We start from the raw sequence: 14,235 nt of genomic DNA on the forward strand, positions 1-14,235 counted from the left end.
CCGTTTGCAATCGTTTCGGATATCCGGTTGGTTTCCGTGTAACTTTTTATATCATTGCTGACTTTCAAGCTACAATGCCATTTCGTTCATTTTGTGATGGTGACCAATAATTGCCCTCAAAATTGAATGCTCAGCACAAAAAAAGCGAATGACGCATCATCTTTCTTGACGCATCATTCGCCTTTTATAATTTTTAGGATTATGAATCTGACCTCAAATCAGCTTCCTTTTTACAGTGAAATGGACTCACCAGGTGCCAGCACACGACCCTCTAACCCTTTGGAAGCCAATTGCTGTACAAAATGCTCTGCATCCTGACGAATCGCAGGGAAGGTATCATAATGAACGGGAATCGTCAGTTTGGCATTAAACCATTCCGCTGCCTGTAATGCATCTTCGGGCCCCATCGTATAATGTCCACCAATAGGCAAGAAGGCAACATCGATTTGATGCCGATCCCCAATCATCTTCATATCGCCGAACAGGCTTGTGTCTCCGGCATGCAGAACCGTTTTGCCACCAATATCTATTATAAATCCGGCAGGCAAACCTGCATACATAATCCGCTGCTCTTCTTCCAGCACAATACCGGACGTATGGAACGCCTGAATCATTTTCGCTTTGGCAAACTCCAGATCCACCGTACCGCCCATATTCATGCCGAGGGTATCCAGCCCCTTCCACGACATATATGTAGCCAATTCCACAATCGCCACCACTTTGGCATTATTCGCTTTGGCGATCGGTTCAGCATCCAGAATGTGATCCATATGTGCATGTGTCAACAGGATAACATCCGTCTTGATGTCCTCTGGTTTCGTTACCGCTAACTCATTGCCACGCAAAAATGGATCAATCATGAGGGATTTATTTTCTGTGCCCAGTTGTACACTGGAGTGTCCGTGGTACGTAATATTCAACAATTCAGATTCCTCCTGACATTAATATATGTTGAATTAACGTTGTTCACACTTCCACTACGATTACAGAATAACCTGGAGAGTAGCGGTTATCCCCAGATTTTTTGATTACCTTTTAGTCAAGGTTAAAATCCGGTGATAAAGGCGAGGCCTATGCTTCCGATGCAGCTTTCTTCCAGAAAGTTTTTAGCTTCGCTTTTTCAGGTTTTTTCTGTCCTCTCCGTGACTGTGTGAACAAAAAATTTCAACTTATATTAAGAATATATTTTCTTAATTAATTATAATTCAGAACGATCTGTGAGCGCAAAACTGCATTCCTTGTTACGACGTTCGTCAGCCAGCAATACAGAATAATCACTTCCACACGTTGCTTGCGCATTGCTTACTCGCCGCTCTTGCGCTTTTTGCAATACACTCTCGCTTCATAGGGTTGCAATAAAATAGCTCCTTCATCGGTTGAATAACGTCTGCTCACGTTGCCAATCATTAATTTGCAGTCTTCTGCATTCCAGCCTTCTGGCCATGCCATCTCCGGCTCGTTTGCACTAAAATTCATCACGATTAACCACTGCTCATCATCCAGTGTACGTGTATATGCATAAATTTCCGGGTCATCTGGCAAAAGCAATTCATATGCTCCATAAATCAACGCCCGATTTTGCTTGCGCAATGTGATTAATTTACGGTAATAATGCAGAATGGAACTCGGGTCGCTCTCCGCATCTGCCACATTGATATCGGGATAATTGCCGTTCACTTCGATCCAAGGTTCACCTACCGTAAAACCGGCATGCTCGGATTCATCCCATTGCATCGGTGTACGTGCATTATCCCGGCTTTTCCGCCAGATTGCCTCCATCACCTCATGCTTGGATTTCCCTTGCCCGATATAATGATTATAATAATTTTTCGTTTCAATATCCCGGTATTGCTCTATGTTGGGGAATGCCACATTGGTCATGCCAATCTCTTCCCCCTGATAGATGTACGGTGTACCTTCCAGTGTTAACATCCATGTCGCCAGCATCTGAGCTGAGCGCACACGGTGTTTCCCATCATCTCCAAAACGCGACACCGGGCGCGGCTGATCATGATTGCCCATATAATTGGCATTCCAGCCCCGGTCATGCAGGACTGTCTGCCAGCGGCTCATAATTTCTTTCAGCTCCGTCAGCTTCCACGGTTTATAATTCCACTTGCCTATACCGGAGGACTCGGCATCCACAAACATATGCTCAAACTGAAAGACCATATTTAATTCATCCCGCTCCGTACCTACATAGGCTAAAGCTTGCTCGGGACCAAGCCCCGAGGTTTCTCCAACCGTCATCGGGCCGTATGGCTTCAAAATCATATGATTTAACTTACGGAGGATGGAGTGCACCTGCTCCAGATTGGAAAACAGTTCATACGCCTGCACCACAGGCAGGTTGTTCGGGTTATGTGCATTTGGCAATCCATCGGCTTTGGCAATGTGGGCTACTGCGTCAAAGCGGAAGCCATCCACCCCTTTTTCCAGCCACCAATGCACCATTTCATACATTTCCTCCGCCATCTCCGGATTATTCCAGTTCAGATCGGGCTGATGTTCTGAGTATAGATGCATGTAATATTCGTTCGTTTCCGGGTCATGCTTCCACACCGAGCCGCCAAAATAGGACTCCCAGTTGTTCGGCATCTGCCCGTTTTTACCAGAACGCCAGATGTAATAGTCACGCCTTGCATTGGTTTTGGAAGAACGGGATTCCGCAAACCAGGCATGTTCATCCGAAGTATGATTCAGTACAAGATCCATCATGATCTTGAGTCCACGATTATGTGCTTCAGCAAGTAGCCGGTCAAAGTCCTCCATCGTGCCATATTTTCGTAAAATCGCGTAGTAATTACGGATATCATATCCGTTATCATGACCTGGTGAATCATAGATGGGACACAGCCAGATAACATCCACACCGAGCTTTTGCAAATAATCAAGCTTTTCATATATTCCCTGCAAATCACCATATCCGTCTCCATCGCTGTCCTTGAAGCTACTCGGATAAATCTGGTATACCACGCTTTCCTTCCACCAAACGATAACACCCACCTCGCTTTCTTCTCTTGTGAAGCAATTCACCCGTTAATATGTTTTATCCGAAAAGAAACCCTTATAAACACCTGAACTTGGGTTTTATACCAAAAGACAAAAAGACCCGAAATTTCAATCGCCCCACGCGATCAGCTTCGAATCTTTCTCGGTGAACCTATAAACATTCGGAAACCGGCAAACCCTATCCAGGCGCCAACCGTATTAAGAATAATATCATCGACATCAAATGATCCTAGACGTGTAATAAGCTGAATGGTTTCAACCAGCAAAAGGATGAGAACAACAATTAAAGTCAATTTAGACCAAGAACGATAGCGATGAAACAGCCACGGAATCCAGATTCCCAGCGGAATAAATAAAACGATATTACCAAACAGATTTTTGACCCAGGCATCCGTCGTGTAGTTTTCTCTCTCCAAAAGCAGCGGCCGAATCGTTTCCAAGGGCATAAAATTATACTGATAATTCAACCCCTGTGTCCTTCCCTTGAAAAAAAGTAGACTGCACATGATCAACGTATATATCACCGCTAGAAATGTAATGATTGCACGCACCCGCTTGGAGTACAGCCACTCTCTTCTGCTCATGCCTGATCCCCCAACCTCGTTTTCCGCCAAGCGCGCGGTAAGGTCTATTTTAGCGGGATATAGATCTTCATGTCCAGCCGCTCGGGCGTTGACTTCCATACATCGGTCACTTCAAAGTCCGGTCCTTCCCGCCGCTCGTACTTGGATGCAAGCAGCCAGCTGCCGTAGATCATTTTGCGCACGTCCTGCTCAGAGCCTTCGGTCGTAAATTCTGCATACAGTCCGCCGGGAATCTCCAGACAGGTATACCCCGCTTCCAGAGAACCTCCAATTCCTGCGCTTTCCTCCCCAACCATAAATGAAAAGGCTCCATCCTCCTGAAAATGAGCGGCAACGCCGTACGCCATATCGGGGCGAATCCGGTCTGGAATGTTCATGAACTTCTGCTGACGTCCGAAATCATGATAGAACCCGGGAATTTCTGCGTAATGCTGCTCATTATTCAGATTCGTCTGATATTCATATCCAATGATCTGAATCGGCTCCAGCGTCACAAGACGCGGCGGGTTCATATGAAAGGCTGTTCCGAGCTGCGCACGATATTCGTTAAAATCGATGCTCTGCTGCATTCGGTTCTCCCTCAAAGCTTCCTTCTCCAGCTTGCGAAACCGGGCCGGTGTAATTCCAAAGTGAGCATCAAAGGCTCGGGTAAAGGCTTCCTGCGATTGATAACCATAGCTGAGTGCTATCTCCAGTACACCATGAGCTGTGTTTCGTAAGGTCGCTGCCGCCTCCGTTAGTCTACGTCTACGCACGTACTCCAGAACGGTAAAACCAGTAATAGCCTGGAACAAGCGCTGAAAATGAAATGCCGAAAAACTTGCAGCCGCCGACGCGTCCCTGATGTTAAAAGGCTCTTGCAGATGCTGCTCCAGATATTCGATGGCAAGCTGAATACGTGAGTAATGATCCATTTATTCCGTCTCCTGTTCATGATTAAAATATGTATTTTACGAGTCTGTTTCTTCACTTAGTATGACGGAAATGCTGGGGCTTTTTTTGATTCTGTGTGCGAACTTAAATAACAAAAAATCTCTTGTTCTCAGCCGCAGCCCTGCGAAAGACTTATCTCACTGCAGGGCGCAGACATCGAACAAGAGAAGTTAGACTTCCTTTTTCTTTTTCAATACGAATCTATAAGAACTACTTTCCACACTTACTTTTTCTCTATGTTACCCATTCCAGTGTCCCGATACAGGATGAATGCCCCAGATATCAGTGGCATACTCACTTATTGTACGGTCACTGGAGAAAATGCCTGAATGTGCTGTGTTCAGGACAGCCTTGCGAGTCCAGCCGGAAACATCACAATACGCTTGATCAATCGCCGTATGAGCATCAGCATACGCTGCAAAATCACGTAATACAAAATACTCATCTCCATGCGCGAGCAACGAGTCATAAATATCCCAGAACTCTCCATCTCGGTAACAGAATGGCCCCGGATGCACTAGTTGCTCCACGACTTCGCGGATACGCTCATCCTGATCCACGATTTCGTTTGGACGGTAATTGCCATTCCGATAATATTCCATCACTTCGTCCGCGCGAAGGCCATAGATGAACATGTTTTCTTCACCGACCTGCTCTGCCATCTCCACGTTTGCCCCGTCCATCGTACCAATCGTCAGTGCGCCATTCATCATAAATTTCATATTACCTGTGCCAGAAGCTTCTTTTCCCGCTGTTGAGATTTGTTCACTCACATCTGCCGCAGGGATAATTTTCTCGGCAAGCGAAACGGAGTAGTTCTCCAGGAAAAAGACTTTCAACCGGTCATTTACCGCTGCATCCCGATTCACGGTGTCTGACACCGTATTGATCAGCTTGATAATTTTCTTGGCAAAATAATAACTTGGCGCTGCCTTCGCTCCAAAAATGAATGTGCGTGGCACCATATCGAACGAAGCATCGCTTTTCAATCTATTATACAGATGCATTACATGCAGAATGTTCAGCAGCTGTCTTTTGTACCCGTGCAATCTCTTCACCTGTACATCAAACACGGAATCCGGATCAACAGGCGTGCCGGTATGATCCAAAATGTACGAGGCAAGACGATTTTTATTATCCCGTTTGATCGCACGGAACTGTTCCTGAAACGCAGACTGATTGGCGTAATCAGCCAGCTGCTCCAGCTTGCCCGGCTCTGTAATCCATGTATTGCCGATCGTTTCTGTAATCAGATTCGACAGCTTCGGATTGGCATGCATTAACCAGCGACGGTGTGTAATGCCATTGGTTTTATTGTTAAAACGTTCTGGATACAAGGCGTAAAACGGTGCCATCTCCCGTTCTTTCAAAATCTCGGTATGCAGTGCAGCGACACCATTTACGCTGTGACTGCCTGCGATGGCAAGGTGTGCCATACGCACCTGATCGTTCGCAATAATCGCCATATGCTCGATGCGATCGTTATCACCCGGATAACGATCCAGCAGCAACCCGCAGAAGCGTTTGTTGATCTCTTCAATGATCATGTAAACACGCGGAAGCAGTTTGCTAATCATGGCCACAGGCCACTTTTCCAGTGCCTCGCTCAGTGTCGTGTGATTCGTGTAAGATACGGTGCGCGTTGTAATGTCCCACGCTTCATCCCATCCATACCCCTTATCATCCATCAGTATTCGCATCAGCTCGGGGATTACCAGTGTAGGATGGGTATCATTGATATGAAACGCCACTTTATCTGGTAAACGGTCATAAGACAATCCCAGCTTGCTGAATGTGCGCAATGCGCTTTGTACACCAGCCGAGCACATAAAGTACTGCTGTTTCAAACGTAACAACTTACCTTCATACTGGGAATCATCCGGGTAAAGGAATTCGGAGATGGATTCCACCGAACGACTGTAATCCAGGTATCCGTAATAGTTCGAAGGGGTATCCATCGATGTTTCCCGTTTGGGCTCTGCACTCCATAACCGTAATGTGTTGACATGTGGCTGACCATAACCGATAACAGGCACGTCATACGGTATAGCCACCACCGCTTCAGCATCCTTCGTCACGAATTGGTAATGTCCATCCTGCTCATAGGCCTCAACCCGGCCCCAGAACTGAACCTCAACCTTTTTGTCGGTACGCCGCACTTCCCATTCATTGCCCTTATCCAGCCAATTGTCAGGCAGCTCGACCTGATTGCCATTAATAATCTTTTGCTCAAACAAACCGTATTTGTAACGGATACCGCATCCATGTCCCGCATAACCGAGTGAGGCCAAGGAATCCAGAAAGCAGGCAGCCAGTCTTCCTAACCCTCCATTGCCTAACCCTGCATCCGCTTCCTGTTCCTCAATACACTCCAGCGAAAAACCGAGTTCTGCCAAACTATCACGAACCAGTTCCAGTTCATTTACATTGAGCAGGTTATTGCCAAGCAGACGCCCAATCAGAAACTCTAGCGAGAAGTAATACACCTGTTTATCCTGACGCTGCTTGAATCCCTGATTCGAAGCTGCCCAGTCCTGACCTACATATTCCCGAATCATACTCCCCAGCACATGGTACACGTCTTCCTTTGTCGCTTCTTCAATTGGTTTGCCCAGTTTGCTGACGAGATTCCGTTGAAAGATCGATTTGAACGTTTCTTTGTTGTCAAACAAAAGTAGGTTCCTCCCGGTGAAATCCTGCGAGTTGAGGTCGGTTCATGGCTTGTTTATCAGACATGAGGCGGCAGCCTAAATGCTGGACGTTGGAGCCGAGCACCCGTTTTGGTCACGAATCGTTCTTTCGATCGCTGTTGTCTCTCCATTTCTTCAATTACTTTTTGAATGGTTGAAATGGAGAGACAAAGGCGAGCGCTTCGCTTCTTCAGAATCGATTTCGTGCCCTCCACTGCGCCTGCACCAATACAGCAGCTTTAAACGGCGGCACTTCAAGCTTTCAAAAAGACACGAACCTGAAAACCAACCTGCAGGATTTTATTTTTTTATATAGTTATTGATGATACGGACAGATCTTAGCTTTAAATAATAGTACTTTTTGCCAAAATATACGGATTCGACGGGGCACCGATCAACGTCTGCCCGCCAGTCAACTTCACATCTTTATCCAGAATGACATTCTCCAGCACGGTGCCTTCGCCAATATAACATTTCTGCATAATGATTGAACCCTTAATCTTCGCACCCTTCGCAACATGTACACCCCGGAACAAGATGCTGTCCTGCACTTCACCGCCCACGATGCAGCCATTGGCAAGAAGGGAGTGTTTAACATCAGCAGATTCCAGATATTTGGCGGGTGCTTCGTATTTGATCTTGGTTTGCACGGGGTCTTCTTTGAACAACTGTTCATACTGTCCTGTATTCAGCAGATCCATGCTATTACGGTAGTAGCTGTCAATGGAGTTAATTACGGCATGATATCCTTCATAGGCATAAGCTGCAATCTTCAATCCGCTCGGATTTTTCAAGATAGCGTCACGGAAGAAATGAGTCTCACCATGATCAATACAGCGCTGCACCTGTTTGAGGAACAGTTCTTTTTCCATGATAAAAATCTCCGTATATATATTCGTATGGTCAGCACATTGGTGAATGTCCACCACATTGCCATCTTCATCATGATCAACTTTCACGCAGGATTCATGCTCAGGTAACAGCTGATCTACCTTTTTACAAACAAGCGTGACGTCTGCTCCTTTACGGATATGGTACTGATAGACGTCCTGAAGATCAGCTTTGGTCACATGCCGGCTGCCTGCGTGCACAACGTATTGTCCGGCGCCTCTGTGGAAGAAATCCAGATTGTTGTGAAAATGTTGCAAGTCCCCCTGCGAGGTATCTGTCGGATCGTTCCAGTCCGGGGGAAGGATGAACATACCACCATGTTTGCGATCCAGATCCCATGGTTTACCATCTCCCAGATGATCCATCAGCGAACGGTATTTGCGGCGAACAAACACGCCAATGCTTTCAATGCCCGCATTCATCATGTTGGACAGTACAAAATCAATCAGACGATAACGCCCGGCATAAGGCACCGCGGCACCGCAGCGAAAATACGTCAACTCCTTCAACTCTTCAAGCTCATGATCAAGGTTAATGACTCCGATCAATGATTTCATCGCGCGCACCGTCCTTAGGTAACATATTGGTAAATCATGAAGTCTCGCATTCACACAAAAGAATTATTTCGTGATTCTCTGACGTAACTGTCGTTCCAGTTCCTCTTGATCCACCAGTAAAATATCACTCTCATCCCCCGGTGCAGGGGCTATCCGAGTTCCATCCGGGATCACTAAACCTTCAGAAATAATGGCCTTGTGAATGGACACATTCCGACCAATTTTGACCCGCGGCATCACAACGGAATCAATGACTGCACTGTTCTCTCCCACCTCTGTTCCATAGAACAAGACGGAATGATTCACCTCGCCGTGCACAATGCTGCCCTCACTGATGATGCAGTTACGCACCTTCGCAGCAGGTGATATATATTGAGCAGGCTGATTAGGGTTGCGGGTAAAAATACGCCAGTTCGGATCATTCAGGTTAAGCGGCGTCTCTTCGTCCAGCAGATCCATATTGGATTCCCACAGACTGCGAATCGTTCCAACGTCTTTCCAGTACCCTTCGAACGGGTAAGCATATAAAGATTTTTCATTTTCAAGCAACAAAGGGATGATGTCTTTACCAAAATCGTAGGAGGTGGATGCCTGTTGTTCGTCCTGGATCAGGAAACGTTTCAGCACATCCCATTTGAAAAGATAGATGCCCATGGAAGCAAGTGTACTTCGGGGCTTGGAAGGTTTTTCTTCAAATTCATAGATGCTATAGTCTTCATTCGTATTCAAAATCCCAAAACGGCTCGCCTCTTCCAGCGATACGTTAATCACGGAAATCGTGCAATCGGCATTTTTTTCTTTGTGGTACTGCATCATCTTGTCATAGTCCATCTTATAAATATGATCACCGGATAGAATCAGCACATGTTCGGGATCGAATTGTTCAATGAAGTTCAGGTTACGGTATATCGCGTCAGCTGTCCCACGGTACCAGTTACTTCCGTCTTCACGCTCATGGGGAGGAAGCACATAGACCCCGCCATTTTTGCGATCCAAATCCCAGTCACTGCCAATACCAATGTAGGAATGCAATACAAGTGGTTCGTATTGTGTCAAAACACCAACCGTATCAATGCCCGAATTCGAGCAATTGCTCAGTGGAAAATCAATAATGCGGTAGGTTCCTCCAAAATAAACAGCAGGTTTAGCCAGTGATTTCGTCAACCCTTTTAACCGTTTGCCCTGCCCTCCGGCGAGCAGCATCGCTACAACCTCTTTTTTTGCCATCATTACAGCCTCCTCCACGTGCATTCATTCTGATTCATTTCAGAGCCCATAATCGATATTCTGTTGTGAGAACACGGTTGTCTTGATTAAGAGCATGCTGTACAGATGTGTAAACGGAATAAGACATCGTTCATATGTAACCGGACGTCTTTCGTTTGAGATAACCTGAAATTGATTCTGATCGTGTGGTCAAACATAGTGATGATGGTGTCGATGGTTTTCTAGTGCAGATGACGTAGACCGTGTCTCGATCAACAAAAATGGTGTAGATTTGGTTGCGCGTGTTAATCATGAAGAAAATAAGTACCTACTACCCATTAAACAGGAATTTGAACGGGGAATCTTGCAGCAACAACGACATAAAAAAATATTCAGGGCATCGATGGTTTGAACCGTACATGCTCCTGCCCTGCCGCTGTTATTTTAATCTATTCGATAAACACGAATTAAAATCCTTTTGGTAATAATATGGTAAACAGCAGACAATCTGAACCTTTTATCCTATGGTACTAACAAAGAGGGTCTTATGAATCAGAAAAAGGCAGTTGATTTGTAAATTTTTAGAGGAATATAATAGAATTGTGTCGAATGATAAAAGTAGTATGAAAGTAAGATCAAGTTGCATCTAACATTGGATTGAGAATTACATACTAATAACTATAAATTATTTGGAGGTTTTGTAGTGTTGGAAACAGTTTTAGGTTATTTAAATTTCAAAAAAAACGAAGAAGACTATTTAGCAAAAAAAAGGCTCACCTTACCTCTATGTGCCGCCGAGAATAGAATGTCAGATTTTTCTAAATTACCTTTACTAAAAGATTATCAAGAGAGATACATAATGAATGGAATTAATTCATTTAGTATTGAGGATAACTTTATTGGGAGTGAACATTTATATGAAGTTTATAAACTAATTAATTCACAATGTTTAAAACTATTTTCCGCAAAGTATGCTGATGCTAGAACATTATCAGGTATGAACTGTGTTACATCGTTGTTAATGTCTCTTACTAATATTGGAGATAAAATCATGCTTTCCACTAGTTCGTCAGGCGGACACCCTTCAATGGAACATGTATGTAAAAGGTTAGGTTTAGAAATCATTGACATGCCTTATGACTATGAAGAATTCGATTTAGATTATGAAAAAATCTACGAAACCTTAGTTGAAGAAGATATAAAATATTTGTTATATGCACCATCGGATATTATAAAGACTCCAGATTACAATAAATTGAACCTTCCTTCCCAAACGTTATTTTTATATGATGCTAGCCAAACGCTAGGGTTAATTGCAGGGAAACAAGTAGCTAATCCACTGGAAACTCCAATAAACTGCGTGTTATTTGGTGGGACACACAAAACACTTCCGGGACCAGCCAATGGTCTAATCATGACTAATAATGAAGAAATAGCAAAAGAATTGGACGAAAACATAAGCCCTAAATATCTTAGGAATACCCAAATGCATCAAGTCGTAAGTTTACTTTATACTTTGTTTGAGATGGAAAAATTCGGAGTAGATTATGCAAGAAAAACGATAGAGTACTCAAGAGATTTAGGGATGGCACTTAAAGAGTATGATTTTGATATCCCTTTTTTCAACAACACACCTACGTTTACACATCAAATATTTATAAGAACGAGCCAAGATACTATGAATACTATGTTCAGTAATGCTTTCAGAAATAATGTTACACTCAATAAGAAGAACAAAAAGTTGTTTAATGATTATGGTATAAGGCTAGGGACTCAAGAGATAGCAAGACTTGCATGGAAAGAAAATCCTATAGTGCAGATAGCACGAGTAGTAAAGAGTTTGCAATATTCTAACCAAAATACAATGAAACAAATTAAAGACTTGAAAGTACCGGAAGATTTGAATTTCACTTTCAGTGTTTCTTGAATGAAATTATGAAAAACAACCCATACCATATTATTCATTAATGTGGTATGGGTTGTACTATTCTCCTATTTTTACAAAAAATTCAAATGGTTAAAATAAAGGTAGCATTTTATCGTACAAGCTAGGTTCTTTATTATTTAGGATATTGAGAATTGTCCCTACATGCTGTTTACCAAGTTCAAAACAAACATTCTCATCTTTATCTTTACAAAGTCCTAAACAGTGTTCAAGTAATTGATATTGTTCATCTTTTGAATTTGTAAAGTGATGTTGCTTGGTTTCTAATTCAACGGAAAGTATACCCAAACTACTGTAAAGTTCAATATTTTTATCTCCATTCAGAAGCGAGGCATCCAAACTTTTTTTGAAGTAATCTATGGATTGTTTGAAGTCTTTCTTGCGTCTTAACAACTCTCCCATTTCAAAATACAAATTGAATTGCAAGCGTTCACTTTTCTTCTCATATATTTTTATCGTTTTTTCTAATAAATGTATTCCTTTATCAAAGTTTCCTTGTATACCATGCTCAATAGCTTTGTATTTATTGGTTGAAAGATCAGCCACCGAATTTTCTTCTTTGATAAAAGAATCAATTGTGTTAAAGCTAAAAGGCTGTTTTTCGTTCCGATAAAAGAAAATATTATTCATTTCGTTCATGCATTTAATGTATATGTCTCTTGTTTGCACAGTGTCGATCTTACAAATCTCTATAGACTCTTTATAAAAATCTATAGCTAGATCCAAAAGACCCATATGACGATAACAGTGGGCTACCGCCCAATAACATTTAGATTTATATTTCAAGGATTGCCTTACATGTGTCGAATCTATCATCTTTTTAAAATGTTCTATAGCTTTTGCATATTCATTTTGTAAATGATATAAATTGCCTAACAGAAAAACTATATCGAAGTTATCCGACGAAACAGTATCCGGTCGTACTATACTGTGATTGGTATTCATTTCAATCTCTTCAATTGCATCCTGATATGCGCCGTAACCCGTTAACGCTTCTGCAATATAGTAACTCAATTTTTCAAAGAACAAAACAGAATCAACTTCATTATGATGTTCAATCTGTTCTTTTAGTACAAAAACATTTTTAAATAAATAACGAATTCTCAGAGTAGCTGTATAATCTTTAGCGTCATTATTAATTTTTAGTGTATTTATTATATGCTTCGCTTTAACATCTGTTTCAATACTTTGGATGAATTCATGAACAATTTTATGTTCCACGAACAGTTTTTGCTGCTGAACTAAATCCAGTATTTTATTTTGGAAATATTGAATGTATTCAATCTCTTTATTAATTGATGGTAATAGCAAAGCTTCTGTAACTGAATAAGAAAAGTTTTTGTTTTTTCTCAATAAACCTTCTATTACTAATTTATCAAGTTGCTTTCTTATTGTATCTGGGGCAGAATCATTGAGTGATTCCAGCATTTTTCTAGAAACCTCATTTTTAGATATTGACAAAGATAATATACATCTAAACAATCTTTTCTCATCATCATTTATATCTTGGTAGAAAATATCAGTGACATGTTCCCAATTTATAGAGTTCATCTTCTCATTATTAATATCTGCATTATACTTGTCAGCGATCAAACTAAGTGTATGAATGTTACCATTTGTTAGAGAAAACAGTTTATCATTGTCCGTATCATTCAGTGAAATATTTTTCTTATCCAAATATTCAATCATATAATCCTTCTCAAAATTGAGTATATCAGAAGTTCTTATATTACTATTATTTATTTCTTTTCTCTCCACTGCACCAGAATAGAATAGCATAAAGATACATTGACTGTTCAAATTCATTTTTTTCAGTTTACCAATTATTTCATTACAAAGTTTATAGAATTTATCTTTTTCGTCATAGTTTTTGATATCATCAAAAATAAAGACGGTTCTCTTTTTATTTCGAATTTTTTTAGCAATCAAATGGGCAGTCAATGCGTAACTAAGGCCCGGTTCCCTATCAATTAGTAGGAGTTCAAATATTTGTTTAACTGCCATCTGGTATGAACTTTCATCTTCACATGTTATGAAAAAAGCTTGCACATTTAATTCTTTTTTATATCCGGTTGAGTTAATAAAATTTTCCTCATCTTGCGTCTGACAATTATAATTGACTGCCATGTTTATTAATTTGGCGAATTCCGTTCTCCCTACGCCTGGAGGACCAAAAATTTGAAACATTTGTCTCCCATTAGAGCTTTGTAACTCCTCAAAAATATCTTTCGTGATTTCTATTCTATCAGTAAAGTATGCAATGTCAGGTTTTGAATCAGAAAATATAGTTTTCCTCTTTGTTTTTTTTATATATTTAGATACTCCAATTATAGCTGTGATTAAGGGGATACAGACCCCAATTATTGTAAAAGCATTTGCCCAAGACCCCAAATTCCATAAACTGCTTGTAAACATAT

General features: G+C 41.8%; 10 protein-coding genes. 2 read left to right on the top strand and 8 right to left on the bottom strand.

The window, feature by feature from the left end:
- Window positions 1-230: 230 nt before the first annotated feature.
- The 5 genes from ACR8BL_RS04225 to ACR8BL_RS04245 all read right to left on the bottom strand — a co-directional run bounded on the left by ACR8BL_RS04225 (window position 231) and on the right by ACR8BL_RS04245 (window position 7,201).
- On the bottom strand, window positions 231-923 hold the full coding sequence (locus tag ACR8BL_RS04225; RefSeq protein WP_434751460.1) for a metal-dependent hydrolase: 693 nt from the start codon (window positions 921-923) through the stop codon (window positions 231-233).
- A gap of 379 nt (window positions 924-1,302) precedes the next feature.
- Entirely contained in the window at window positions 1,303-3,006 is a 1,704-nt protein-coding gene (locus ACR8BL_RS04230; RefSeq protein ID WP_434751461.1) for a glycoside hydrolase family 13 protein, read from the bottom strand.
- 131 nt (window positions 3,007-3,137) lie between these two features.
- A complete protein-coding gene (locus ACR8BL_RS04235) occupies window positions 3,138-3,695 on the bottom strand; it encodes a VanZ family protein (protein ID WP_434751462.1) in 558 nt (185 codons plus the stop codon).
- The gene (locus ACR8BL_RS04240) at window positions 3,641-4,510 is read right to left on the bottom strand and encodes an AraC family transcriptional regulator (RefSeq protein ID WP_434751463.1); all 870 of its coding nucleotides are present in this window, start codon (window positions 4,508-4,510) and stop codon (window positions 3,641-3,643) included. Before ACR8BL_RS04240 ends, ACR8BL_RS04235 begins: the two co-directional genes overlap by 55 nt.
- Window positions 4,511-4,768: 258 nt before the next feature.
- Entirely contained in the window at window positions 4,769-7,201 is a 2,433-nt protein-coding gene (locus ACR8BL_RS04245; RefSeq protein WP_434751464.1) for a glycogen/starch/alpha-glucan phosphorylase, read from the bottom strand.
- A gap of 79 nt (window positions 7,202-7,280) precedes the next feature.
- Here ACR8BL_RS04245 and ACR8BL_RS04250 point away from each other — a divergent pair, with 79 nt between their 5' ends.
- Window positions 7,281-7,535, top strand: coding sequence for a hypothetical protein (locus ACR8BL_RS04250; protein ID WP_434751465.1), 255 nt, complete (start codon window positions 7,281-7,283; stop codon window positions 7,533-7,535).
- A gap of 28 nt (window positions 7,536-7,563) precedes the next feature.
- On the opposite strand, the gene glgD is transcribed toward ACR8BL_RS04250, so the two are convergent.
- Window positions 7,564-8,667 (bottom strand): glucose-1-phosphate adenylyltransferase subunit GlgD, encoded by a 1,104-nt coding sequence (gene glgD, locus ACR8BL_RS04255; RefSeq protein WP_434751466.1) that lies wholly within the window; start codon window positions 8,665-8,667, stop codon window positions 7,564-7,566.
- A 63-nt stretch (window positions 8,668-8,730) separates the two neighbouring features.
- A complete protein-coding gene (locus tag ACR8BL_RS04260; protein WP_434753008.1) occupies window positions 8,731-9,894 on the bottom strand; it encodes a glucose-1-phosphate adenylyltransferase in 1,164 nt (387 codons plus the stop codon).
- 682 nt (window positions 9,895-10,576) lie between these two features.
- On the opposite strand from ACR8BL_RS04260, the gene ACR8BL_RS04265 reads away from it, so the two are divergent.
- Window positions 10,577-11,800, top strand: a complete 1,224-nt coding sequence (locus tag ACR8BL_RS04265) for a hypothetical protein (RefSeq protein ID WP_434751468.1) — start codon at window positions 10,577-10,579, stop codon at window positions 11,798-11,800.
- 90 nt (window positions 11,801-11,890) lie between these two features.
- Here ACR8BL_RS04265 and ACR8BL_RS04270 read toward each other — a convergent pair whose 3' ends face one another.
- The gene (locus tag ACR8BL_RS04270; protein WP_434751467.1) at window positions 11,891-14,233 is read right to left on the bottom strand and encodes a tetratricopeptide repeat protein; all 2,343 of its coding nucleotides are present in this window, start codon (window positions 14,231-14,233) and stop codon (window positions 11,891-11,893) included.
- Window positions 14,234-14,235 lie beyond the last annotated feature (2 nt).

The organism is Paenibacillus amylolyticus, from assembly GCF_051136285.1.
Taxonomy (GTDB): domain Bacteria; phylum Bacillota; class Bacilli; order Paenibacillales; family Paenibacillaceae; genus Paenibacillus; species Paenibacillus amylolyticus_F.